Raw genomic sequence first — 25462 nt, forward strand, 5'->3', positions numbered from 1 at the left:
GCTACTCCTTGGGTGTCGCGCCGGGGTCCTGCCCCGGGGTGAAGAAACGTCGCGTGATCCGGGAGATGGTGCGGAAGTCGTCCGTGCTGACCTCGTCGAGGGAGATCTCCGTGCCCAGCTCCGCCTCGATCAGGTAGAGCAGCTCGACGAAGTGCATCGAGTTCAGGACGCCCGTGTCCACGAGGTCGTCGTCGAGCCCGACCGAGTCGATGTCCGGACATCTGGCGCGCAGGAACGTGGTGAGGAACTCCGGAACCGTCTCGGTCGTACTCATGACCCCTCCTGGGGGCGTGTCGGTGCGGGGAGGATCTTCGTGGTGAGCCGGGCCGCCGTCGGTTCGTCGGCGCACCGGTGTTCGGCCACGGCCCGTCCGGTGGACAGGCCGGTCGGGATGAGTCGGTTGGTGCGCAGTGCGACGGCCGGATCGCGCAGCAGCGGGTTGGTGTCGCGCACGGTGGCGGAGAACAGCGCGAAGACCGGGTCGATGACCTTGGTCGCCCCGTCGGCGTCCTCGACCTCGACCCAGGCGTGGACCAGGTCGAGCATGCCGACCACCCAGCCGATCCGGGTGACCGCCGGGATGCCGGCCCGGCGGCAGAGCTGAGCCAGGTACCGGCTCGCCGAGTCGCAGCTCGCCACGCCGTGCGTGGTCACCAGGCCGACGTCGTTCTGGAGGGCCTCGGGCAGCTTGACCCAGCGCAGGTCCATGGCGGCGAACTCGGCGGCGATCGCGCGCAGCTCCGGGGAGCGCAGCTCGGCCAGCTCGCCGCGGGTGTGGACGGTGGCGGTGACGGCGAGCTGCGACGCCGTACGGGTGACGGTGTCGCCGGGGTCGCCGCTGGGCGCGGCGACGCCGTCGGCGTCCTCGACCGTCAGGTCGCGCACGGCGCCGCCGCAGCGTTCGGGGCGCGGCAGGGCCAGCGTGCTGTTCGGCCGCGGGCCGCACGCGTCGGCGGCACACGCGATCCGCAGCGCGAAGCGGGAGGCGCGGGGCGCGAGCAGCTCCTCGGTCGACGAGCGCATCCACCGCAGCGAGTAGGCGAAGGCCTGCTCCGGCACCGTCGTGCCGGTGCCGGAGTACAGCGCCAGGTTGAACAGGTCGCGCGAGTCGAACCGCTCCTCGCCCGGGTCACCGCTGGCCGGCAGCCCGCGGTCGAGCAACACCGAGAGCGTGTGGTCGTCGCAGCCGAGGACCTGTCTCGCCGAGGCGCGGTCGACGTCGTCGAGCCGGTGCTCCGGCGGGACCGCGTAGAGCGTGTCCAGCCCCCGGCACAGTCCGGCCGCCGTCATGACCGCGCCGGGTTGTCGCGCCACATGGTCTTGATGACGCTTCCGGTGCTCAGCACGTACTCGTCCACGGAGGTCCAGCCGAGCATCTCGTTGATCTGCACCTGCTCCGGGCCGGCCGAGGTCTCCAGGTAGCCCGGCAGGCCGAGGGCCTCGGCCCGCTTCTGGCCGGCGCGCATGAGGACGTAGCCGACACCGACCGAGTCGACCCGCCGGCCGAGCACCGCGAACCACACGTGCGGGCTGCTGGGGCGCATCCGGTCGAGCGCGTTGGAGATCCGGACCGCCTCCGTCACGGCCCGCGGTCCGGCCAGCAGGCACGCCACCGAGCGCAGCGCCCACCCCCACCACGGCGTGGTGCGTTCGTCGCCGTAGAGGACGAGGATCCCGTCGAGCCGGTCGGCACGGTACGCGGCGAGGGTGATGCCCGAGCTCATCAGCTGGGCGATCACCAGCTCGGCCAGGTACAGCGCGGTCAGCGCGGACCTGCGCTGCCACCGGGGGAGCGAGCCGGCGGCGGCCCAGATGGCGCCGTTCTCGTACGCCTGGGCGAGCAGCCGGGCGCCCGCCCACAGCTGTCGCCACCCGAGGTCCCGGACCTCAAGCCTGGGCTCCGGGCGCGCGATCGTTCGACTGTTCATATTTCACCCCACGTCCAGACGGGAGCCCGCTGACCTGGGTGAATTTAATGGTCTTGGGTAATCGGCCAGTAATAAGAAGATCCCTTCGACGGTTTCCACAGTTGCGGCGGCTGCGGGGCCCCCGCGCGACGTCGGGCCCGCCGCCGGCGAGGACGCGTCCCCCGGCGGGCTGCTCCCTTCCCCGGCTCGGGTCCGGATGCGAGACTGAGTCGTGTCGCGTGACGACCTCGGGAGCCCGCCGGAGCAGCACCGTGCCGGGTCGGTGCCGGCGTGATCACCGGCCACTGGGAGGTCGTCGTCGTCGGCGGCCGGATCGCCGGAGCGTGCACCGCGTGGGCGCTCGCGCCGTACGCGGAGCGGGTCCTCGTCCTCGACGCCTCGCGGCCCACCGCGTTCTGGCCGCAGCAGTCCACCTGGGACCGGTCCGGCAACCTCGCCTGGGCCGAGCTCGGCCTGCTGGACACGGTCCTGGCCTGCGGCGCCCCGCGCACCTACGGCGACACCCAGCGCATCGGCGAGGACGTGGTCGAGCGGGTCTACCCGCGCGAGGACGCGTACTCGTACCGGATGAGCGTGCCGCGCGAGGTGCTGGACCCGGCGCTGCTGGCCGCGGCGTGCGGCCGGGGCAACGTCACCGTGCGGCGCCCGGCCCGGGTGCGGGACCGCACCGTCGACGCGGGCAGGGTACGCGGCGTGACCGTCCGGCACGGTTCCGTCGACAGCGAGGTCACCTGTGACCTGCTGGTGCTGGCGGACGGCCGGCTGTCGCGCAACGCGGAACGCGTGGGGGCGACCGCCTACCGGGTCGTCGAGTCACCGTGGTTCGCGCTGCTGGCCTACTACGAGAACCTGCCCCTGCCCACCGACCGCTCCTACTTCTCGTTGCAGGATCGCAGCGTCCTCATCTCGACGCCCTGCGGCGACAAGCAGTGGTGCGTCGCGCTCGACCTGCACCAGAGCCTGATCGACGAGACCGGCCGGCACCCCGCGCGCTCGTTCGAGCGGATGGTGCGCGACGACCCGCTGCTCGGTCCGGCCGTCGCCGTCGGCCGCCGGACCACGTCGATCGGCGGCGCGGGCCGGATGCGCATGCTGCGCCGGCCGATGAGCGGGCCGGGCTGGTGCCTGGTCGGCGACGCCGGCTACCACCTGGACCCGGTCACCGCCCAGGGCACCCGGGCCGCCGTGGTCACGGCCCGCCTCCTGCGGGACCGGATCGCGGGCGCCGGCCGCGTCGCGGGCGCGGACCTGACCGGCCTGACCGACGAACGCGACGCCGCCCTCGACGACGACTGGGCCTACACCGAGCAGATCGTGCGCGCCTGACCGCCGAACTCACCGGCCGCCACGTCCACCGGCCGCCACGTCCACCGGCCGGCGTCGGCCCGAGACCGGCTATCCCACCGGCCGGCTGCCGTTGACGGTCACCCGCTGGCCGTAGCGGGAGTGCGGGTAGTAGTCCCACACGGCGTGGTGCTGGGTGCAGCGGTTGTCCCAGAACACCAGCGTGTTCGGCGTCCAGCGGACCCGGCAGCTCAGGATCGGCTGCTGGGCGACCCAGCCGAAGAGCATGTCCAGCACCGCCCGGCTCTCGTGGCGGGACAGCTGCACGATGTGCGAGGTGAAGCCGGCGTTGACGAAGAGCAGCTTGCGGCCGGTCTCCGGGTGCCGTACGACGACGGGGTGCTCGCTCTTCGGCACGACGTACTCCGGCGGCGGGGTGTGGCCCTGCCACGGGATCAGGCCGTCGTGGATCGCCGTCAGCCCGTCGAGGAAGGCCCGCATCGGCGGGGAGAGCATCTCGTACGCCAGGTGCATGTTCGCCCAGAGGGTGTCGCCGCCGACGCCGATCTCCGGCGTCCTGGTGACGTAGAGCATCGAGCCCAGCGACGGCTCGGCCTCGGCCGTGCCGTCGGTGTGCCAGTCCTCGCCGGCCACGAACCGCGACTCCCGGCCGGCGCTGATCTCGAGCACGGCGGGATCGCCGCCGTCGAGGTCGGCGAGGGGCTGGCGGCGCAGCTCGCCGAAGTGGCCGGCGAAGCGCTTGTGGTCCTCGGCGGTGAGCACCTGGTCGCGGAAGACCAGCACGTGGTGGGCGAGGAAGGCGCGCCTGACCTCGGCCAGCTGCTCCTCCGGCAGTTCGGTGGCGAGGTCGAGGCCGGAGACCTCCGCGCCGATGACCGGAGAGATCGGTCGGACGGTGATGGTGTCGTAGCGCTCCGGCGGGCGGGTCGTCGCCCGCTCGACGGCGGCAAGGACGTGCTCTTCCATTCGTTCCCTCCTGGATTCGGTGTCACAGCCCCCGGGCCAGCAGGTCGGCCACGATCAGCCGGCCGAAGGCGAGGTTGCCGTGGATCGGGTCGTCCGGCTCGCAGAACGCGGCCCGCTGCCGGCCCGTGCCGTCGGTGACCCGGGCCCGCAGGTCCACGATCTCCACGCCGAGCGCGACGAGCGCGTGGCGGATCGTCTCCTGGGCCGCCATGAACACCAGCGGGTCGGCCATCCCCGGTACCCGCTGCGGCGGCAGCACCGCGAGCACGCGCAGCCCCAGGTCGAGGGCGTGGCGGTAGAAGGCCAGCGCGTCGCGGGCCATGGCGCGCACGATGTCGTCGAAGAGCCCGCCGGCGAGGAAGCCAGCCGGGAAGGCGCCGTCGCCCGACCGGTAGATGCGCCAGTTCTCGGTGGTGGCGAAGAAGTGGGCGCTGAGCCCGAACGTCGAGACCAGCGGGACGGCGAGCTGCCCGATGTCGGTCACGCCCAGCTCGGCCAGGAAGCCACGGTGGCGTTCCTGCACCGCGGCGTCCCGGAACACCAGGGCGTCGTCGCGTACGTCGAAGAAGCCGACGTTGAAGTCGCGCCCCGAGCCGACCGGGCCACCGACGAAGGGCACCCCGGCCGCCGCGGCCGCGCGGGCGATCGGCCCGGCGTGCGAGTCGCCCAGCAGCAGGAACCTAGCGGGCGCGGTAGTGGTCGAGGACGGCGTCGTCACAGTAGAGGTCACCTCCGTCGGCGGTGTCGACAGTGTCGGCGGTGTCGGCGCCGTGGTCCGACGCCGTCGCGGTCGGCGGTGTCGGCCCGGTTCCCCCGCGTCGCCGTTCGAGGGCGTCGAAGAAGTGGCGCATGACGAAGGCGACCCCTGCCGGCGTCACGGCGCGCAGGTTCGGCGCGAAGAAGACCCCCCGGAAGGGGAAACCGGTGATCAGCTCGTACGAGGGGAAGTAGTCGACGTGGTCGTGTTCCTGGGCGAGCTGGCCGGCCGCGGCCCGCAGCACCGACTTGGAATACGTGGTGGCGGTCAGCGCGTGCGCCCCGGTGGCGGTCGCGGTGAGCGGCACCGGCGACACGGTCAGCAGGACCGTCAGCCGGGGGTTGGCGGCACGCAGCAGCGCGACGACGGCGGAGAGGTCCCGGTGCACCTCGGCGACGGTGAAGTTGTGGAAGACGTGCCGCCCGGGGTCGAAGGTGCCCCGGACGGTGCCCGGGCAGACCGGGTGGACGGTGCCGGTGACCACGTCCCGCCAGGCCTCGGTCAGCCCGAGGGTGAAGATGAGACAACCCGCCTCGGCGACCGCCCCCCGCATCGCCGCCAGGGTGGACCGGCGGGCGGCCAGGGTCGCCTCCGCCGAGTCGTACCCGTCGGGTTCGACCGACGGGCGGTACGGGTCGAAGAACCGGTCACCCTCGCGCCAGACCTCCTCGGGCCCGGTGTCGTCGGCCAGCGCCCAGGTCAGCCACTGCTTCAGGGTCGCGGCGGTGTAGATGGTGCCGGTGCGGAAGGAGAACGCGCCGTAGTGGCGGGCCCGTCGCTCGGCCTCGGTCAGCCCCGGCGGGGGCAACTCGGCCTCACGCCAGTTCATCCCCTCGTCGAGCAGGGCGGGACCGAGGTGGCGGGCGAAGCAGGAGCCGGCGGTGAGGACCGCGTCGTCCGGGTCGAGGCCGAACTTCGGCGTCCACACCTCACCGATGGCCAGCATCTCCGGCTCGGCCACGGCCATGCGCCAGAACGACCGCGACGGCAACGACTGGTACGGGTTCATCGCGCCGCCTTCGGGTCGGTGGCCGGCTCCGCCTCGTTGATGGCCTCGGCCACCGCCTTCACGTGTGGGGCACCGACGATGCCGTAGTGGGTGGTGTCGACGAGGTGCCAGGCGAGTCCGGGCAGGTGCGTCCGCCACTTCCGGGCCTGCTCCTGCGGCGGACCGAGCGCCGGCAGACCGGCCGTCGGGCGGCCCGCGAGCCAGAGCCGCCCGGGCGTCCCGGCCAGCCGGGGCAGGGTGTGCTGCGCCATGCTCGCCAGGTTGGCCCGGCAGCAGCGCGCCAGCGCGTCCGCGTACGCCGTCGCCGCGGTGTTCGCGCCGGTCGCCGCTCCCAGTTCGTGGGCGAAGAGCGCGGCGAGCCGTTCCTCGTCGTACGCCCGGAAGGCCGGCGCGGCGTCCGGCGGCGGCGGGTCGAGCAGGTAGAGCTCGTCCGCCGGCTGGCCGGCCGCCTCGGCCTCCGCCGCCATGCCGAGCGCCACCCAGGCGCCGAACGACCACCCGGCGAGCCGCCAGCGCCACTCGTCCCGGGGGAAGCGGTCCCGCAGCGCGGCGTGGTAGCGCGCGACCCGCTCCGCGAGCGACCAGGCCGGCTGCCCGGGGCGTACCAGCGCGGGATCGGCGATGACGCAGACCGTGAGCTCCGGGTCGAGCGCCGACACCAGCGACCGGTACGCCTGGACGTCGCCGCCGACCGGATGGACCAGGCAGAGCACCGCACGCCCCCGACCCGCCTGCCAGACCTCCACCGCCACGGCGGGCTCGGCGGCCTCGGCGGCGCGGACCGGCTCGCCCAGGAGCCCGAGCACCTCGGCCAGGCTCACCCGGTGGCTCAGCTGGGACAGGCCGAGGCTCACGCCGAAGTGCTCCTTGACCCGGTCGATCAGGTCCAGCAGCAGCAGCGAGTCGGCCCCCAGGTCGTAGAGGGACGCGGCCGGGTCGAGCCGGTCGGTGCCCAGCCAGTCGCGGAGCCATTCGGCGACCTGGTCGGCGGCCGACCGGGGCAGCACGGCCGGCGTCGCGACCTGCGGGCCGGCCGGCGGCGCGTAGAACTCCCGCGCCCGGTCCAGAGCGGTGGTGCAGACGAGCAGGTGCGGCAGCCGCAGCCGCAGGGCCTGGGCGAAGAGCCGGCGCCCCTCGTCGACGGAGAGGCCGACCGCCAGGTGTGCCCGGTGCCGGGCGTCGGTGGCCAGAGCGTCCCGGGCCAGGCCCACCTCGTTCCAGACGTCCCAGCCGACGGAGATCCGCAGCGTGGTGTCGGCCCCGCTCGCCCGGTGCCGGGCGAAGCCGTCCAGCAGCCCGTTGGTGGCGGCGTAGTCGAGCTGGCCGACGCCGCCGAGCTGTGCCGACATCGACGAGCAGTAGACGACGAACGCCGGCCGGTGGTGCGCGACCAGCCGCTCCACGAGCAGCGCGCCGTGCGCCCTGCCGGCCGTGGCCCGCCGCATCGCGGCCGCGTCCCGCCGGCCGATCAGCCCGCCGGCCGCGACTCCCGCGGCGTGGACCACCCCGTCGACCCGTCGGGTCCGGTCGTCGAGCCGGGCCAGCAACTCGTCGGGGCCGGTTTCGGCCAGGTCGACCTCGACGAGGTCGACGCGGTCGGCCCACGGCGCCAGCACGACCGGCAACCGCCCGCGCCGCGCCAGCAGGACCACCCGGCAGTCGCCCTGCTCCAACAGCCAGGCGGCGATGCTCCGCCCGATGCCGCCGGTGCCGCCCAGGACCACGTACACGGCCGGTCCGGCGGGCAGCGGACCCGTGGCCGGCGCGGCCGGCGGGCGGACCGGCAGCAGTGCCTGCTCCCACCAGTAGCTGCCCCGCAGCGCGAGTCGTCGGGGCGGTGGTGTCTCCTCCGTCAGCAGCGCCGCGAGCGCCGGCGCCCAGCCGGCCGGATCGGGGCCCGGCAGGTCCACCCAGTGGCTCTCGACGTCGCCCTCCTGGGGCGCGACCTCGCAGACCCCGGCGAGCAGGCCCAGCTCCGGCCGGCGTACGTCGTCGTCCACGGGTTGCGCCTTGTGCGACAGCCACCAGGCCCGCAGCCGGGGTCGGCCGGGCAGCGCGGCGACGGCTGCCAGCAGCGCCGCCGGGGTGTCGACGCAGGCCCGGTACGAGTGGGCGAGCGTGTCCGCGCCGACCGGTCCGTCGACGGCCAGCGGCAGCGCGTGGAGCCAGTCGACGCCGCCGCCTCCGGGCGCGGCCAGCGAGGCGGCGTCGGTCAGCGCGTCGAGCAGCCGGCCCAGCGACCCGGGATCGGCCGGGTCGACCTGGTAGCTGTCCGGTCCGAGCCGGGCGAAGCCGTCGGCTGCGGTGACGGCCACCACCCGGGCGTGGGAGGCCGCGAAGGCGCGGAGCGCGGCCGGCGACGGCGGTTCCGCGGCCATGACCACGAGCGTCTCCGGGCGGCGGGCCCCGGGGGCGGCGCCCGCGTGCCGCCAGCGCACCCAGTGCGGCTGGTGCAGCCACTCGGCCTCGGGCAGCCGCGCCGGCCACGGCTGATCGGCCGGCACGGCCCCGCCGGGCAGTGTCACCCCGACGGGCGGTGCCACCCCGACGGGCGGTGCCGCCCCGACTGATGCCGCTCCGGCGGGCAGGGGCGACCCGGGCGGGGGTGTCGGCCCCGCCTCCGGCGCGCGGGGGAACTCGTGGTCGACGAGCGCGAACGCCGGCGGGGGAAAGTCCCAGGGCGGCTGCGCCGGCCCGGCCGGCCACCGGATCGGCCGCCCGGCCAGCCAGGCGGCGACGAGGTCGGCCGCCGGCGGCGTACCGGCCGCACCGGTGACCGCGACGGGCGTCGCCTCGACGGGGCTGACCTCGACGGCGGTCGCGGTGCGCAGCCAGGCCACGGCGGCGGCCACGTCGCCGCAGACGGCCGCCGCCCGCCACCGACCCGGCGTGCGGCCGGCCTGGAGGTGGCGCAGCACCCGGTGGTAGGCCTCGGGCCGGGCCGCCAGGTAGTCGGCGATGCGGGCGGCGTCGGCGCGCAGGCCGGCCGCGCTGCCGCTGGCGAGCAGCACCACCGGTACGCCGGCACCCGACGGCGCGGCCGGGTCGGTGCCGCGTCCCGCCCGCCGGCGCTGGTCGACCGGGGTCCCGACGGGCTCGACCGCCTCGCAGACCAGATGGGCGTTGGTGCCGCCGATGCCGAAGCTGCTCACCGCCGCCACGCGCGGCCGGTCGACGGGCCAGGGCCGGGCCTTCGTGGGGACGTAGAACGGGGCCGGATCGGGGCCCAGCCGTGGATTGAGGCGACGGAAGTCGACGTTCGGCGGGATCAGCCCGTGGTGCACGGCCAGCACCGCGCGCACGAGGCCGACCACCCCGGCCGCCGCGCCGAGGTGACCGAGCTGGCTCTTCACCGAGGCCAGCGCGACGCGGCCGGACTCGGCCAGGTCGAACGCCTGGCGGAGCGCCGCCACCTCCACCGGATCGCCCAGCTCCGTCCCGGTGCCGTGCGCCTCCACGTAGCCCAGGTCGCCGCCGGCCCGTCCACTGCGACGCAGCGCGGTACGGATCACCTCGCGCTGACCGGCGACCGACGGTGCGGCGTAGCCCACCTTCTCCGCGCCGTCGTTGTTGACGGCCGATCCGGTGATCACCGCGTAGACGGTGTCGCCGTCGCGCCGGGCCAGCCGCAGGGGCTTGAGCACGACCACACCCACCCCGCTGGCGCCGACGGTGCCGCCGGCGTCGTCGCTGAACGGCCGGCAGTGCCCGTCCGGGGAGAAGATGTGCTGCGGCTGGTAGCGGTAGCCGGCGGTCAGCAGCGGATCCACCAGCACGCCACCGACCAGCATCACGTCGCTGTCGCCCTGACGCAGCAGGCCGGCCGCGACGTGGACCGCCACCAGCGAGCTCGCGCAGGCCGCCTGCACGGTGAAGGCCGGACCGGTCAGGCGCAGGTGGTAGGCGACCTTCGTCGCCAGGAAGTCCTTCTCGTGGTGCAGCGCCAACTGGAAGGAGTCCGGCAGCCGCGCCGGATCGGCCTCGCGCAGCATCGTCTGGAAGTACGTGTTCTCGCCACAGCTGGCGAGCAGGCCGACCCGTTGCCCGGCGGGGTCGGCGATGCCGGCGTGCGCCAACGCCTCGACACAGCTCATCAGCAGGTGCCGCTGCTGTGGATCCATCAGCCGGGCCTCCTGCCGGCTGATGCCGAAGTGCCCCGGGTCGAAGCCGAGCACCCCGGCCAGCTGGCTGCGGGCGCCGACCAGGCCGTCGGCGGCGTCGAAGTGCTCGATGCCCCGGTCGCCGGCCTCCACCATCGCCCAGAAGGCGGCCAGGTCGATCGCGCCGGGCAGCCGGACGGCCATCCCGACCACGGCGACCGGCTCGTCCGCCGGGGCCGGAGCAGCCTCGTCCCGCCCGGCCGCCCGCCGCGCCGTCCCGGTGGCCGGTGACGCGGTCTCGGTCGTCGGGGGTGCCGTGCCGGCGGCTGGTGACGCCACCGTCGCCGGTTCGTCCGGCGTCGCCGGGCCGGCGGTGGCCCGCTGTCCGGTGAGGAACCGGGCGAGGCGGCGGATGGTGACGTGCTCGAAGAGGTCGGGGATGCTCAGCGGCAGCCCCTCGGCGGCGCAGCGCAGGTGGAAGCGCATCAGGTCGAGGCTGCCCGCGCCGTGGTCGAAGAAGCGCCGGTCGGGCCCGATCGGTGTCCCGACGACCTCCGCGAAGAGCCCGGCAAGCCGTGCCTCCAGGACCGACATGACCGGCGCCGGCGCGGCGACGCCCGGCCGCAGCTCCTCGCCCGGTGCGGTCAACGCGCGACGGCGGTCCAGCTTCCCGCTGGCGGTACGCGGCAGCTCCGCCAGCCGCCGGAACCGGTCCACCCGCACGTACGCGGGCAGGAGCCCCGCCAGGTGAGCGGTCAGCTCCTCCGGGGACGGTGGGTCGGCCCGGAACTCCAGACAGGCGACCAGGTGCGGATCGTCGCGGACCACCACGGCGTTGACGACCGCCGGGTGCGTCAGCAGGGCCGCCTCCACCTGGCCCAGCTCCAACCGGTGCCCGCTGACCTTCACCTGCTGGTCGTCGCGACCCAGGTAGTGCAGCAGACCGTCCCGGTCGAACCGGGCCTGGTCGCCGCTGCGGAAGAACCAGCCGTGGCCGGGCAGCTCGACGAAGCGGGCCCGGTCGAGCGCCGGATCGTCCAGGTAACAGGGCGCCACCAGCTCCCCGCCGATCAGCAGCTGCCCGGGGCAGTCCGGCGGCACCACCTCGTCGGCGGAGTCCACCACCCGCAGCCAGTTGTTGGCGACCGGGCGGCCGATGGCCGGGCGGGCCGGCCAGGTGGCCGGGTCGCCGTCGAGGCAGAGGCTGCTGACCACGTGGGTCTCGGTCGGGCCGTAGTGGTTGAACAGGCGCGCGCCGGGCAGCCCGGCGAACCAGCGGCGGATGCTGTCGGTGCAGATCAGCTGCTCGCCGGCGGTGACGACCTCCCGCAGCCGCGACGGGTACCGGCCGAGCCGTACGCCGTGCTCGGCCAGGAGTTGCAGGGCGACGTACGGCAGGAAGATCCGCTCGATGCCGGCGGCGTCGAGGTGCGCCAGCAGCGCCGGCATGTCCTGCCGCCACCCGGGCCGGGGCAGGTGCAGGGTGCCGCCGCCGCAGAGCGTGCCGAAGATCTCCTGGAAGGAGACGTCGAAGGAGAGCATGGAGAACTGCAGGGTCGCCGCCGCGCCCGCCAGGCCGCCGTCCTCGCTCTGCCACCGCAGGAGGTTGACCAGCAGGGCGTCGCCGACCTGGACCCCCTTGGGCGTGCCGGTCGAGCCCGAGGTGAAGAGCGTGTACAGCGGGCGGCCGGCGTACGACGGCGCCACGGGCGTTGCCGAGGGGGACAGGACCACCGGGTGCCGGGGGTGACCGCCCTCGTCGATCACGTCGAGGGCGGGCTCGTCGCCGGGCGCCAGCAGCACGCAGAGCGGGTCGACCTGGTCCAGCACCTGGCGCAGCAGCGCCGGCGGGTAGGCCCGGTCGAGCGGCACGACCGTCAGGTTGAGCCGGGCCGCCGCCAGCAGCGCCACCACGTGCTCCACCGACGGCGCGAAGAACAGGGCGACGCGGTGCCGGTCGCCGGCCGACACCGGATTCAGCCGCGCCAGCTCGGCGGCGAGCCCCGAGGCGTACGCGTCGAGGTCGGCGTAGCTGAGGCGGCGGTCGCCGGCGACGAGCGCGGTCGCGGTCGGCTCCGCCCGCACCCGCCGGGCGAAGGCCTCGGCCACGGTGGGGAGGGCCACCGGGGTACGCCGGCCCCGGCCGGGCTCGGGCAGGCCGCTGCGGTAGGGCCGCACCAGCTCGGCCAGGGTGCTCGTGCCGGCGCCGGTCAACGCGTCGAGGCCGCGCCGGAACAGGTCGGCGGCCGCCGCCACGTCGGCGGCGTCGAAGTGGTCGTGGGCGTACTCCCAGAGGCAGTCGAAGCCGGAGCCGTGCTCGACGACCGAGAGGGTGAGCGGGCACTTGGCCTCGGTCGGCGCCAGCCAGACCGGGCGGGACGCGCAGTCGGGCAGCGCCAGCGTGGAGAAGTCGGTGTTGTCGAGGACGAAGAGGAAGTCGAACAGCGGCGCGTCGGCGCCGAAGTCGTGGTCGGCGACGGCGTGCGCGAGCGCCACGTCCTGGGCGTCGAGCACCGCGCGTACGGCGGTGGCCTGTCGCCGCAGCTGCGCCCGCAGCTCCTCCCGGGGTGCCAGCGCCAGGGGCAGCAGCACGGTGTTGGCGAACATGCCGACGCTGGCCTCGAAGTCGCCCACGGGCCGGTTCGCCACCGGGCTGGCGACGCGCGGATGGGCGCGGCCGGTCACCCCGTACACGGCCCAGCCGAAGAGCGTCAGCAGCAGCGGGAAGCGGGTCAGTCCCAGCTCGGCGCCGAGCCGGTCGAGGGCGGCGCGGCCCTCCGCGTCGATCGTGGTGCGGAGCAGGTGGTCCCCGGTGCCGCCGCGCTGCCGGATCGGCCGCAGCGGCGCGGCGACCTCCGCCACGTCGGCGTAGTGGCCGCGCAGGGCGTCGCGCTGCGCCCGGTAGGCCGGCTGGGCGAACCAGTCGGCCTGCCACCGCGCGTAGTTCAACGGGGTCGGGGCGTCGTCCTCGTCCTCGGTCACGGTCGTGCCGCCCAGCGCCGCCGCGTACGCGGCCGACAGCCCGCGGAACAGCACGTCGAGCGACCAGCCGTCGACCGCGATGTGGTGCAGGTGCAGCAGCAGCACCCCGCCGCCGTCGCGGGCCAGCCAGTACGCCCGCAGCATGCGCGGCTGCCCGAGGTCGAAGGGAGCGGCGAAGAGGGCGCGGGCGCGCTCGTGCCATCCGTCCGCGTCGCCGTCGTCGCCCCCGGTGGGCTCGCGCCACGGGTCGTAGGGCTCGCCCACCTCCTGGCGCAGCCCTTCGGGCGTGGCCCGGAAGGCGGTCCGCAGCGCCGGATGACCCGCCACGATCCGGCGCAGCGCCTGCCGTAGCGCGCCGACGTCGACCCTGCCGCGCAGCTCGAAGGCGAGCCCCACGTGGTAGGCGGTGGACGTCGGCGAGCGTTGCTGCAACAGCCAGAGCCGCTGCTGCTCCGAGGTGGCCGGCGCGGACCGGGCACCGGCCGGGGGAGCGGGCACCGGGTACGGCGAACCGGTGGCGGTGCGGGCCGTCACGACCGCCGTGGCCAGCTCGGCGAGGTCGCCGCCCAGCACCACCGCCTGCGGCACCTCGGCGCCCCAGCGCCGCTGGATCTCGAAGCGCAGCCGCAGCGCCTTCAGCGAATCCCCGCCGCAGGCGATCCACCGGTCGTCCGGTCGCAGGTCGGCCACGCCCAGCACCTCGCCGGCCAGCCCGAGCACCGTCCGCTGCCACGCCGCGCCGGCCGCGTCGGCGGGGCCGCCGGCGCGGGTGTCGCGTGGGTGCGGGTCTTCGCGCCAGGGCGGGTCGTCGCGCCGCAGCAGCGCGTCGGAGTCCACCTTGCCGTTCGCGGTCAGCGGCAGCGCCCCGACGCGGTGGACCCGGTGCGGGCGCAGGTACGGCGGCAGGGTCGCGGCCAGGTGCCGGTCGAACTCCGCGAACGACAGGTCGGCGGCCGTCACCAGGTACGCCAGCAGCTCGTTCGTCCCGTGCACCGGGTCGCGCCGGGTGCACACGTACGCCTGCCGGACTCCCGGGTGGGCGAGGATCTGCCGCTCCACCTCGCCGGGCTCGACCCGGAAGCCGCGGACCTTGACCTGCCGGTCGACCCGACCGACGTACTCGACGCGGCCGGTGGCGTCGGCGCGTACGAGGTCGCCGGTGCGGTAGTGGCGGCCGGCGGAGCCGTCCAGCCAGGGCAGCCGGACGAAGCGCGCGGCGGTCTCCCCGGGCAGGTTGCGGTAGCCGGCCGCCAGCGCCGCGCCGCCGAGGTACAGCTCGGCGACCTCGCCCGGCGCGGCGAGGCGGTCGCCGTCGACCACCAGGTGCGCGTCGGTGCCCGGCAGCACCCGGCCGATCGGCACCACCTCCGCGTCGAAGTCGCGGGGGATCGGATGGCACAGGGCGAACGTGGTCGCCTCGGTGGGCCCGTAGACGTTGTGCAGCCGGGTGCGGCTGGCGGGGTTGTCGCGGTACCAGCGGCGGATCAGCCGGGCGTTGAGCTGCTCGCCGCCGACCAGCACCTGGCCGACGTCGGCGAAGCAGTGCGGCAGCTCGTCGACCACCGCGTTGAACAGCGCCACCGTGATGAAGAGCGTGTCGATCCGCTCCCGGCGCAGCGCGGCGTCGAGCAGGTGCGGCGTCGCCACCGTCTCGTCGTCGAGCACGACGCAGCAGCCGCCGGTCAGCAGGGGCACCCAGACCTCGAAGCTGATCGCGTCGAACGCCGGGTTGGCGAGGCTCGCGTAGCGGGCCGCCGGGGTCAGCGCGACGTAGCCGGGGCGGGCCAGCCGCAGGATGCCCTCGTCGCGCACCTCCACGCCCTTGGGACGGCCCGTGGTGCCCGAGGTGTAGAAGACGAACGCGACCGGCGCGGGCGCGGCCTCCGGCGCCGGCTGCCCGTCCGCGTCGGGCGGGGCGTCCGCCGCGAGCAGCGCCGCCACCGGCAGCGGCCGGACCCCGTCGGGAAGCCCGCCGGGCGTGTCCGGGCCGTGGACCACCGCCACGGCGCCCGAGTCGCGCAGCATGTGCCCCCGGCGCGCGGGCGGGCTCTGCCGGTCCAGCGGCACCACGGTCGCGCCGAGCCGCAGGATGCCGAGCATGACGCAGACCAGCCGCCAGCCGCGCGGCAGGTGCACCGCGACGGCCTCGCCCGGGCGGGTTCCGGCCCGGCGCAGGGACCGGGCGACGGCGGCGCTGGCGGCGTCCAGGTCGGCGTAGCTGAGGCGCCGGTCGCCGTCGACCACCGCGACCGCGTCGGGGGTACGGCGGGCCTGGGCGAGCACGGCGCGGGCGAGACCGGGGACCATCACGCCTCCCGTACGGCCGGCGTCGTCGGACGGGCGTCGGAGATCCGGTCCATCTCGCCGCGCAGCAGTGCGGCGACCCGCAGCACCACCGCGCTCTCCAGGATGTCCCAGTGGTCGCAGTGCACCTGATCCAGCAGGAAGTCGGCGTCACCGCGCCGCCGCCAGAAGGCGCGCACCTCGCGCAGGAAGGCCTCGTCCCGCCCGGCGGTGGCCTGCAACAGCACCAGCCGGGCCGGCGACGCGGGGGTCGGGTAGTCGCGCATGGTCGACCGGTTGTGGTTGTAGACGCGGTGGTACTGGTCGATCTGCTCGTCGTCGATGCCCGGGTACATGCCGTTGAACTTGATGAGCTTGTCGCGGAACTCGGCCATGTCCACCGGCTCGATCGCGCCCCGGTGGGCCGGGTCGTCGGTGCCCAGGGTGTCCAGCAGCACCACGCTCAGCCCGGGGTGCCCGGCGAGGGCCAGCCGGCGTCCCATCTCGTACGCGACCAGCCCGCCGTAGGAGAGCCCGGTGAGCACCACCGGCCCGTCCAGCAGGTGCGCGACCTGCCCCAGGTAGGCCTCGGCCATCGCCTCGACCGTCGGCAGGAACTCCTCGCCCGGGTTCACCCCCGGGGACTGGATGCCGTACACGCCGAGGGACTCCGGCAGCGCCTTGGCCAGCGACAGGTAGCAGAACGCGGTGCCGCCGGCCGGGTGCACGCAGATGACCCGGCCGGCGCCGTCGCCCGGCCGGAACTCGATCAGGTTGCTCGGTGGCCGGCCCGACGCGCCCCGCCGCAGCCGGCCGCCGAGCGCCTCGATCGTCGGGTGCAGCATGATCTCGTGGACCGGCAGCGGTTCGCCGAACGCCTCGCCGATCGCGTGCGCCAGCTTGATCGCCGAGATCGAGGTGCCGCCCACGTCGAAGAACCGGTCGTTGATGCCGATCTCCGGGTGCAGCAGCAGGCGCTTCCAGATCTGGTAGAGGGTCAGCTCGATCTGGTCGCGCGGGCTGGCCAGGTTGACCTGCCAGGGCGCGCCGGTACGGGCCAGCCGCAGCACCTCGTCCCGGTCGAGCTTGCCGTTGGCGGTCAGCGGCAGCCGCGGCAGCTCCACGAAGAGTGACGGGATCATGTAGCCGGGCAACCGTCGCGACAGCGCCTCGCGCCACTCGCTGACCAGCAGCGGCGCCGCCCCGCCCCGGGCGACCCCGGCGACCAGCCTCGGCTCGCCGGCGGCGTCCGAGTCGATCAGCACCGCCGCCTCGCGTACGTCCGGCCGGTCCCGCAGCGCGGCCTCGATCTCGCCCAGCTCGATGCGGAAGCCGCGGATCTTGACCTGGCCGTCGCGGCGGCCGAGGTACCCGATGTTCCCGTCGGGCAGGAGACGCGCCAGGTCGCCGGTGCGGTAGAGCCGTTCCCCGGGCACGAACGGGTCGGGGACGAACCGCTCGGCGGTGGCCCCCGGCCGGCCCAGGTAGCCGCGGGCGACGCCGACGCCACCGATGTGGATCTCGCCGGTGACCCCGACCGGCACCGGCTCCAGCCGCTCGTCGAGCAGGTGGACGCGGGTGTTGGCCACCGGCCTGCCGATCGGGCACCGCCGGGCCGACGGCTGCGGGTCGAGGTAGGCGGTGCTGTAGACGGTGGTCTCGGTCGGCCCGTACCCGTTGAGGACCCGCAGCCCGGGCAGGGCCTGCTGCATCCGGTGCAGGCCCTGTTCCGGCAGGGGTTCGACCCCGACCAGCAGTTGGCGCAGCGCCAGCCCGGCCAGGCGGGCGGCCGGGTCCTCGTCGATCCACCGGACGAAGGCCGGCGGCAGGTAGGCCTGCACGACGCGGTGCTCGCGCAGCCAGCCCGTGAGCGCGGCCGGGTCGCCGCGCAACTCCTCGGGTACGAGGTGCAGGGCCCCGCCGGTGCTCAGCGGCAGGAAGATCTCCTGCACCGACACGTCGAAGCCGACGCTCGACCAGAGCGCCGCCGCCTCCCCCTCGGCGGCGCCGAGCCGCGACACCCAGTGGTCGAGCAGGTTCACGACGCCGCCGTGGGCGACCGCGACGCCCTTGGGGCGGCCCGTCGAGCCCGACGTGTAGATCACGTAGGCCAGGTTGGCGGGGTGCACGACGACGCCGGGCGGGCCGTCGTGGCGCCCCTCGGCCTCGACGGCGGCCAGGTCACCCTCGCCGAGCACCAGCGCCGGCGCGGCGTCGGCGACCATGCCGGCGAGCCGCTCCGGCGGCAGGGCCGGGTCCAGCGGCAGGTAGGCGGCCCCGGCCTTGAGCACGCCCAGGATGGCGACGATCAGCCCGGCCGAGCGCGGCGCGTGCAGGCCGACCACCTGGTCGGGGCGGACGCCCCGGGCGATCAGCGCGTGCGCCAGGCGGTTGGCCCGCCGCTCCAGCGTGGCGTAGTCGAGCCGCTCGTCGCCGTCGGCCACGGCGAGCCGGTCGGGGTGCCGCCGCGCCTGCGCCGCGATCCGCCGCACCACGTCCGCCGGCCCGGTGAGCGGCCGCGTGGTGCGGTTCCACTCGACCAGCAGGCGGTGCCGTTCGTCCGGGCCGAGCAGCCGCAGCACGCCGACCGGGGCCGCCGGATCGGCCGCCACCTGACCGAGCAGGCGGACGAAGTGCCCGGCCAGCCGGGCGATCGTCGCGGCATCGAACAGGTCGGTGTTGTACTCGAAGAGGACGTGCAGCTCGTCGGCGTGCTCCATCACCTCGACCGACAGGTCGAACTTCGCCGCGCCGGTGCTGCTCGACAGGGGCCGCAGCACCAGGCCGGGCAGCTCCAGCCGGCCGCGCGGGATGTTCTGGAGCACCAGCATCACCTGGAACAGCGGCGAGTAGCTGGTGTGCCGTTCCGGGTTGAGCGCGTCCACGAGCTGCTCGAACGGCAGGTCGGGATGGGCGTACGCGTCGAGCAGGTGCCGGCGGACGTCGGCCAGCAGCGCCGCGAAGGACTGCTCCGGGTCCAGCCGGTTGCGGATCACCACCGTGTTCACGAAGTGGCCGATCAGGCCCTCCACGTCGCGGTGGTTGCGGTTGGCGAACGGGGTGCCGACGCAGACGTCGTCCTGCCCGCTGTAGCGCCACAGCAGCACCGACAGGGTGGCCATGAGCGTCATGAAGAGCGTCGCGTCGCCGGCCCGGCCGACCTCGCGCAGCCCGCGGAGCACCGGGGCGTCCACCGTCGTGGCGTGGGTCTCGCCCCGGTAGCGCTGCACCGCCGGCCGGGGCCGGTCGGTCGGCAGGGCCAGCAGCGCGGGCGCACCGGCCAGTGTCCGCGTCCAGTAGCCGAGCTGGCGCTCCAGCTCGCCGCCGCCGAGGTGCCGGCGCTGCCACAGCGTGTAGTCCGGGTACTGCACGGGCAGCTCGGCCAGCGCGGCGGCCTCGCCCCGCGCGTACGCGTCGTAGAGCGCGGCGACCTCGCCGATCAGGATGCCGACGGACCAGCCGTCGGCCACCATGTGGTGCACGGTGAGCAGCCAGCGGTGCTCGTCGGGGGCCAGCCGCAGCAGGCGGCTGCGGACCAACGGGCCGGCGGCCAGGTCGAACGGCGCCCGCGCCTCGGCCACGGCGGCCTCGTCGGCCCGGCGGGACCGCTGCGGGCGGGGGAGCGCGGTGAGGTCCGTGACCGGCAGGGCGACCGGCCCGGCCGGCCGCACAACCTGGCAGGGCTCCTCGTCGACCAGGGCGAAGACGGTACGCAGCGCCTCGTGCCGGCGCACCACCTCGGTCAGGGCGCGGGCCAGCGCCGGCACGTCCAGGGCGCCCACGACGTCGAACGCCACCGGGTTGTTGTAGAAGGGGTTGCCGGGGGAGAGCTGGTCGAGGAACCAGAGCTGCCGTTGGGCGAACGCGACCGGCACCGGCGCGTCCGGTCGCGGCCGGCGGGGGATCGTGTCCGCGTCGGCGCCGGTCAGGATCGCGATCAGCTCTTCCTTGTGGAGCTTGAGGTCGGCCAGCAGGTCGGGCGTGAGGACCTCGCGGGAACCGGTGAGGCGCAGGCGGTCGCCGTCGACGCGCAGTCCCACCGCGTGCCGGTTGAGCGTGTCGAGCAACTCGAAGGCGTTCACAGTTCCACCGTGATCGTGTCGGTGGCCGCGGCGTCGGGCCCGGGCGGCTCCGCCCCGGGCCGGCCGCCGCCGAGCAGCGCGTAGACCAGCCGGTGGGAGGGTTCCAGGTCGAACAGGGCGGCCAGCTCCGCCGTGTCCAGCGCGCCGATCCCGCACAGGCCGAGACCGTGGTCGGGGGCGGCCATCGTCAGCAGCTGGGCCATGGCGCCCGCCTCGATGGCGGTGAAGGTCGCGCTCTGCTCCTGGTACAGGGGCTCGATGGCCGCGCGCTGCGCCACCAGGAAGAGCGCGAACGCGGCGGCCTCGAAGACCGGCCGGTTGACGAAGTAGTCGAAGGCGTCCGGGCTCAACTCGCGGTCGCGGCCGAGCGCCAGCAGCCGGTGCGCCGCCGGATCGTGGTAGTACGCCCCGCTCGGCACCCCGTCGACCCGTCCCGCCCGGACCAGGACGTACGTCTGCACGGCGTAGGTGCCGCCGGCGGAGCCGTACTGGAACTTGGCCCGGCCGTCGACCTCGCGCTCGCGCAGGGCGGCCAGCAGCCGGCCGAGCGCCCCGGCCGGCACCGGGCCCGCGTCGAAGCGGCGCACCGAGCGGTAGTCGGTGTAGCGCCGCTCGTACGCCGGGCCGGCCGGCGCGGCCAGCGCGACCGCCGGGGTGCCGGGCGCGAAGCCGCGGCGGCCCAGCCCGCCCGCCGTGAACGCGGCGCGCGCGGCCGGGTCCTCGACCACCGTGGCGGACCGCTGCGCGGTCGCGACGACGGCCCGCTCGGCGGTGTGCTCACGGAACATCCGCAGCAGGTCGGCGAGGGTCGGCTGGCGCATCAGCCGGGCCAGCTTCGGTCGGAAACCCAACGCCCCGGAGAGGGCGTTCGTGATCCGGACGATGTCGATCGAGGTGGCGCCGAGCAGCAGCAGGTTGGCGTCGGGCGCGACGACGGGCAGGTCGAGGATCTCGGCGACGATCTCCACCAGCCGGTTCTCGGCCGGATCGGTGAGCACCGGCGCCTCGACGACGGTCTCCGTCGACGGTTTCGGGTCGGGGAGCTGGCCGCGATCGACCTTGCCGTTGGCCGACAGCGGCAGCGCGTCGAGGACGGTGAACGAGGCCGGCACCATGTACGCCGGCAGCCGCCGCTCCAGGTACGCGACCAGGGCGGCCGGGTCCGGCGCGGGACCGTCCGGCACCACGTACGCGGCCAGCCGCTTCTCGCCCTGCGCGTGGCCGAGCAGCCGCAGCGCGGCGGTGCGTACCTGCGGGTGGCCCTCCAACGCCGCCTCAATCTCACCCAGCTCGATGCGGTAGCCGTGCACCTTGACCTGGCCGTCCTCGCGGCCGAGGAACTCGATCGTCCCGTCCGGGCGCAGCCGGCCCAGGTCGCCGGTGCGGTAGAGCCGCTCGCCGGTGACCGGGTGCACGACGAAGCTGGCCGCCGTCGCCGCCTCGTCCCGCCAGTAGCCCAGGGCCAGCCCGGCGCCGCTGATGTAGAGGTCGCCGGTGGCCCAGGTGGGCCGGGGGCGCAGGGCCTCGTCCAGCACGTGGACCCCCTGGTGGTCCAGCGCGCGGCCGTAGGGGATGCTGCGCCAGGCCGGATCGACCTCGTCGACCGGGTGGTGGATGGACCAGATCGACGCCTCGGTGGCACCACCGAGGCTCTCGACCCGGATCCCGGGCAGCGCCTTGCGCAGCCGGTCGGGGAGGGTGAGCGGGATCCAGTCCCCGGAGAGCATGGCCAGCCGCAGCGACGCCGGCGGCGGATGGCCGGCGTCGGCGTCGTCGAGCAGCATGCCGGCCAGCGCCGGCACCGAGTTCCACACGCTGACCCGGTGGGCGTGGGACACGTCCCGCCAGTGGGCGGGATCGCGGGCCAGCTCCGGGTCGAGCGTCACGACCGCCGCGCCGACCGCGAGGGTGCCGAAGATGTCGAACACGGAGAGGTCGAAGCTGAGCGCGCTGACGGCCAGGACCCGGTCGGCCGGCCCGACGCCGAAGCGCGCGGTGACGTCGAGGAGCGTGTTCACCGCACCGCGATGGTCGATCGTCACCCCCTTCGGCGTGCCGGTGGACCCGGACGTGTAGATTACGTACGCGACGTCGGTCTCCGCCAGGTCGACCGGCCGCAGCGCCGGCCCGCCCGCGGCGACGGCGGCCGCGTCCACCACCAGGCGCGCGACGCCCTCGGGCAGGGCCACCCGGTCCGAATCCACCAGGACCAGCCCCGCCCCGGCCCGCTGGAGCACCCGGGCCACCCGTTCGGCCGGCCAGTCGGGGTCGAGCGGCAGGTACGCGCCCCCGGCGTGCAGGACCGCGAGGGTGGCGACGACCTGCTTCCAGCCCCGGTCGAGCAGCACCGCGACGAGCTGGCCGGGCCGGACGCCGTGGTCCTGGAGCCGCCCGGCCAGCCGGCGCGCCTCGACGCGCACCGTGGCGTAGTCGAGCAGCCGGTCGGGAGCGAGCACCGCGGGCGCGGCGGGGGTCGCCAGCGCCTGCCGGTCGACCAGCTCGTGCAGGAGCCCACGGTCGGCCGGCGGGGCCGCCGGCACCGGCGGGGCGAGCGGCCCGTCCACGGTGGTGTACCAGGCGTCCGGCTCCTCCAGCCACCCGAGCAGCGTCCGGTACGCCGCGAACATCTCGGCGACCAGGCCGGCGGGGAAGAGCTCGTCGATGCTGTCCCAGTTCACGTGCAGCCGCCCGCCGGCCTCCAGGACCGTGTGGTCGATCCACACCTGCGGGGTCTGGGTGATGCCGTGCAGCACCTCACCGCCGAGCGCCGCCGCGAGGCCGCTGTCGCCGACGTCGGGCGCCGCCTCGGCCAGCGTGCTGTTGAAGACGACCGGCAGGGCCGCGTGGCGGGTGCCCCGGGCGCGGGCGAGTTCGCGGTTGACCCGTACGCCGCTGACCGCCGAGTGGTCGATGTCCTGCCAGAGCTGCTCCTGCACCGTACGGGCCCGGGTGACGAAGTCGACCCCGGCCGCCACGTCGACCTCCAGCAGCACCAGCGAGGTGAAGTCGCCGATCACCGCGTTGATGCCGGGATGCAGCGGCAGCCGGTTGAACAGCGGCAGGCTCAGCGTGAACCGCGACTGGCGGCTCCACCGGGCCAGCACCTGCGCGAACGCGGTCACCAGCAGCACCGACGGGGTCACCCCGTGCCGGCCGGCGACCGCCTTCAGCCGGCTCCAACGCTCCGCCGGCACCACCTCGTCGTAGCGGGTGAAGCGCGGCCGTCCGACGCTCTCCGGCTGCCGCTCCAGCGGTAGCTGCGGCGCGGGGGCCAGCGTGCCCACCCGCTCCCGCCAGTAGTCGAGGGCCCGCGCGTAGCGCGGCGTGCGCCGCAGGGCCCGCTCGGCCAGGACGTAGTCGCGGAAGGTCACCGTGAGCGGCGGCAGGTCGACGGCCGGGTCGGCGTAGAGCAGCGCCAGCTCGTGTTCCAGGATCTGCCCGCTGGCCGCGTCGAGGATCAGCGCGTCGAGGCTGACGTGCAGCCGCGCCTCGCCGTCGAGCAGCGTCACCGCGAACTCGAACAGCGGCCAGCGGCCGGCGTCGAACACCTGGTGGGACATCCGCTCCCGGGTCTCACCCAGCTTGCGCCCGGCGGTCTCCGCGTCGAGCCCGCGCAGGTCCTGCCGGGCCATCGCGTAGCGCGGCACGCGCGGCAGGACCCGCTGGACGCCGTCGTGGAAGACGGCGCGGAGCATGTCGTGGCGGTCGATCAGCCGGTGCAGCGCGCGGGTGAAGCGCTCCTCGTCGAAGTCGCGCAGCCGCAGTTCGCTGTAGCCGTGCGCGCCGACGCCGCCGAGTTCGATGGTGGACCCGCGGCCCACCCAGTAGGCCTCCTGGATGTCGGTGAGCGGGAACGGCTCGTGCCGGGCGGCGGGGTCTCCGACGAGCGCCGGGAGGGCGTCGGCGGCGGGGGAGCCCGCCTCCGCCAGCTCGGCCGCCAGGTCGGCCAGGACCGGCTTCTGGAAGAGGGTACGCAGCGACAGCCGCGCCGACATCCGCTCGTTGATCGCGTGGACGAGCCGGGTCGCCAGCAGCGAGTGGCCGCCCAGCGCGAAGAAGTCGTCGTGGGCGCCGACCCGGTCGCGGCGCAGCACCTCGGCCCAGATGGCCGCCAACCGGGCCTCCCGGTCGTCGCGCGGCGCGACGTAGGCGGTGGCGACGTCGGCCTGCTCCGGCGCGCGCAGGGCCCGCCGGTCCAGCTTGCCGTTGGCGGTCAGCGGCAGCCGGTCCAGCACCACCCAGCGGGTCGGCACCAGGTGCTCGGGCAGCAGGCGCCGCAGCTGCTCGCGGGCCGCCTCGGCGGTCACGTCGCCGACCAGGTAACCGACCAGGTGCGGGTCGCCGGGGGTGTCCTCGCGCAGCAGGACGGCCGCCTCGCGGACGCCCGGGACGTGCCGCAGGGCGCTCTCCACCTCGCCCGGCTCGACCCGGAACCCGCGCACCTTGACCTGGTCGTCGGCCCGCCCGACGAACTCGACGGTCCCGTCGGCCCGGCGGCGGACCAGGTCGCCGGTGCCGTACATCCGCTCGCCGGGCCCGGCGAACGGATCCGGCAGGAACCGCGCCGCGGTCGCCGCCGGCCGGTTGAGGTAGCCGCGCGCCAGGCCGGCTCCGCCGATGTAGAGCTCGCCGAGCACGCCGGCCGGCACCGGCTCGCACCGCTCGTCGAGCACGTACAGCCGGGCGTTGGCGATCGGCCGGCCGATCGGCGGCAACGCCGGCCAGTCGGCCGCCGCCGCGGTGGCCAGCGCGAACTGGCTGACCACGTGGGTCTCGGTCGGGCCGTACTGGTTGTAGAGGTACCGGCCGCCCAGCCCGGCCACCAGGGCACGGACGTCGTCGTTGACCCGCAGCGCCTCGCCGGCGGTGACGATCTCGCAGCCGGGCGCGAGCGGGGGAACGGCTCCGGTGAGACCGGCCAGCTGGTGCAGCACGGCCGCCGGCAGGAACGCCCGCCGTACGCCCTGCTCGGCGAGGACGTGACGCAGCTGGCCGAGGTCGCGGCCGCGCTCCTCACCGATCAGCACCAGCGTGCCGCCCTGGCAGAGGGTGCTCCAGATCTCCTGCGCGGAGACGTCGAAGCCGATCGACGCGAACTGGAGCACCCGTTCCGGCGCCGGGCTGCCCGGGGCGGCGTAGCGGAGCTGCCAGTCGATCAGGTTGTCCAGGCACCGCCAGGTCTGCGCCACGCCCTTGGGTTGGCCGGTGGAGCCGGAGGTGTGGATGACGTAGGCGAGGTGGTCGGGCCGGGTGCCGGGGTCGGGGCTGGCGGTGGGCCGGTCGGCCCAGCGGTGCGCGTCGGCGTCGAGGTCGACGAGGGGCGCGGTGGTCAGGCCGTCGAGGGTGGCGCGGGTCGCGGCGTGGGTGAGGACGGCGACCGGGGCGCCGTCGGCCAGCAGGTGCGCCAGGCGCTCGGCGGGGTGGGCCGGGTCCAGGGGAAGGTACGCCCCGCCGGCCCTGGCGACGGCCAGCAACGCGACGATCAGCTCCGGCGACCTGCGCAGGCAGACCGCGACGAGGGCGTCGGGGCCGACGCCGTGCTCGCGCAGGTAATGTGCGAGCCGGTTGGCGCGCGCGTCGAGGTCGCGGTAGGTGAGCGAGGTGCCCTCGAACGTCACGGCCACCGCGTCGGGGGCCGCGGCGACCCGCTCCGCGAACAGCGCGGGGATCGTCCGCCCGACCGGGTACGCGGTCGCGTCGTTCCAGGCCGCGAGGAGTTCGCGGCGTTCCGCCGGGTCGAGCAGGGTCAGCTGGTCGATGGGCTGGTCGGGGTGTGCGACGAGTTGGGTGAGGACGTGGCGCAGGTGGTGGATGAGCCGTTGGGCGGTGGCGGTGTCGAACAGGGCGGTGGCGTACTCGAGGCTGCCGGTGATACGGCCGTCGTGCTCGGCGAGCGCGAGCGTGAGGTCGAACTTGGCCGTGGTGTGGGGCGGCGGCAGGGCGGTGACCCGCAGGCCCGGGAGGGTCAGCTCGCCGTCGTCGGTGTTCTGCCAGGCGAACATGACCTGGAAGAGGGGGGTGTGGGCGAGGTTGCGGGTGGGGTTGACGGC

The 25462-nt window shown here is 75.3% G+C and carries 10 protein-coding genes; 1 reads left to right on the forward strand and 9 read right to left on the reverse strand.

Going from position 1 to position 25462, the window contains the following annotated elements; genetic code table 11:
* Position 1 precedes the first annotated feature (1 nt).
* Genes ACFHW0_RS20865 through ACFHW0_RS20875 form a run of 3 tightly spaced genes read right to left on the reverse strand, consistent with a single transcriptional unit; the run spans position 2 to position 1928 of the window.
* A complete protein-coding gene (locus ACFHW0_RS20865; RefSeq protein WP_416610034.1) occupies positions 2-274 on the reverse strand; it encodes an acyl carrier protein in 273 nt (90 codons plus the stop codon).
* The gene (locus ACFHW0_RS20870) at positions 271-1290 is read right to left on the reverse strand and encodes a transglutaminase domain-containing protein (protein ID WP_416610036.1); all 1020 of its coding nucleotides are present in this window, start codon (positions 1288-1290) and stop codon (positions 271-273) included. The genes ACFHW0_RS20865 and ACFHW0_RS20870 overlap by 4 nt, the downstream gene beginning before the upstream one ends.
* On the reverse strand, positions 1287-1928 hold the full coding sequence (locus ACFHW0_RS20875) for a hypothetical protein (protein WP_121401313.1): 642 nt from the start codon (positions 1926-1928) through the stop codon (positions 1287-1289). The genes ACFHW0_RS20870 and ACFHW0_RS20875 overlap by 4 nt, the downstream gene beginning before the upstream one ends.
* A gap of 270 nt (positions 1929-2198) precedes the next feature.
* On the opposite strand from ACFHW0_RS20875, the gene ACFHW0_RS20880 reads away from it, so the two are divergent.
* Positions 2199-3254 (forward strand): NAD(P)/FAD-dependent oxidoreductase, encoded by a 1056-nt coding sequence (locus ACFHW0_RS20880; protein ID WP_416610038.1) that lies wholly within the window; start codon positions 2199-2201, stop codon positions 3252-3254.
* Positions 3255-3323: 69 nt separating this feature from the next.
* Here ACFHW0_RS20880 and ACFHW0_RS20885 read toward each other — a convergent pair whose 3' ends face one another.
* The 6 genes from ACFHW0_RS20885 to ACFHW0_RS20910 form a co-directional block, all read right to left on the reverse strand.
* Positions 3324-4199, reverse strand: coding sequence for a TauD/TfdA dioxygenase family protein (locus ACFHW0_RS20885; protein ID WP_416610040.1), 876 nt, complete (start codon positions 4197-4199; stop codon positions 3324-3326).
* Between the two features lie 22 nt (positions 4200-4221).
* Positions 4222-4917: a hypothetical protein gene (locus tag ACFHW0_RS20890; protein ID WP_416610042.1), complete on the reverse strand. Its 696-nt coding sequence runs from the start codon at positions 4915-4917 to the stop codon at positions 4222-4224.
* Positions 4880-5965, reverse strand: coding sequence for a GSCFA domain-containing protein (locus ACFHW0_RS20895; protein WP_416610044.1), 1086 nt, complete (start codon positions 5963-5965; stop codon positions 4880-4882). Before ACFHW0_RS20895 ends, ACFHW0_RS20890 begins: the two co-directional genes overlap by 38 nt.
* Positions 5962-15354, reverse strand: a complete 9393-nt coding sequence (locus ACFHW0_RS20900) for an amino acid adenylation domain-containing protein (RefSeq protein ID WP_416610046.1) — start codon at positions 15352-15354, stop codon at positions 5962-5964. Before ACFHW0_RS20900 ends, ACFHW0_RS20895 begins: the two co-directional genes overlap by 4 nt.
* Positions 15354-19412: an amino acid adenylation domain-containing protein gene (locus ACFHW0_RS20905; protein WP_416610048.1), complete on the reverse strand. Its 4059-nt coding sequence runs from the start codon at positions 19410-19412 to the stop codon at positions 15354-15356. Before ACFHW0_RS20905 ends, ACFHW0_RS20900 begins: the two co-directional genes overlap by 1 nt.
* Positions 19409-25462 (reverse strand): amino acid adenylation domain-containing protein (locus ACFHW0_RS20910; RefSeq protein WP_416610050.1); only part of this gene is annotated, 6054 nt, incomplete at its 5' end. The genes ACFHW0_RS20905 and ACFHW0_RS20910, both read right to left, overlap by 4 nt.

The sequence above is a fragment of the Micromonospora sp. LOL_025 genome (assembly GCF_048060285.1).
Classification (GTDB): Bacteria; Actinomycetota; Actinomycetes; order Mycobacteriales; family Micromonosporaceae; genus Micromonospora.

Excerpts from the sequence above, each read along its gene's own strand:
- ACFHW0_RS20865 (WP_416610034.1), bottom strand. The coding sequence starts at position 274 with ATGAGTACGACCGAGACGGTTCCGGAGTTCCTCACCACGTTCCTGCGC.
- ACFHW0_RS20870 (WP_416610036.1), bottom strand. The coding sequence starts at position 1,290 with ATGACGGCGGCCGGACTGTGCCGGGGGCTGGACACGCTCTACGCGGTC.
- ACFHW0_RS20875 (WP_121401313.1), bottom strand. The coding sequence starts at position 1,928 with ATGAACAGTCGAACGATCGCGCGCCCGGAGCCCAGGCTTGAGGTCCGG.
- ACFHW0_RS20885 (WP_416610040.1), bottom strand. The coding sequence starts at position 4,199 with ATGGAAGAGCACGTCCTTGCCGCCGTCGAGCGGGCGACGACCCGCCCG.
- ACFHW0_RS20895 (WP_416610044.1), bottom strand. The coding sequence starts at position 5,965 with ATGAACCCGTACCAGTCGTTGCCGTCGCGGTCGTTCTGGCGCATGGCC.
- ACFHW0_RS20900 (WP_416610046.1), bottom strand. The coding sequence starts at position 15,354 with ATGGTCCCCGGTCTCGCCCGCGCCGTGCTCGCCCAGGCCCGCCGTACC.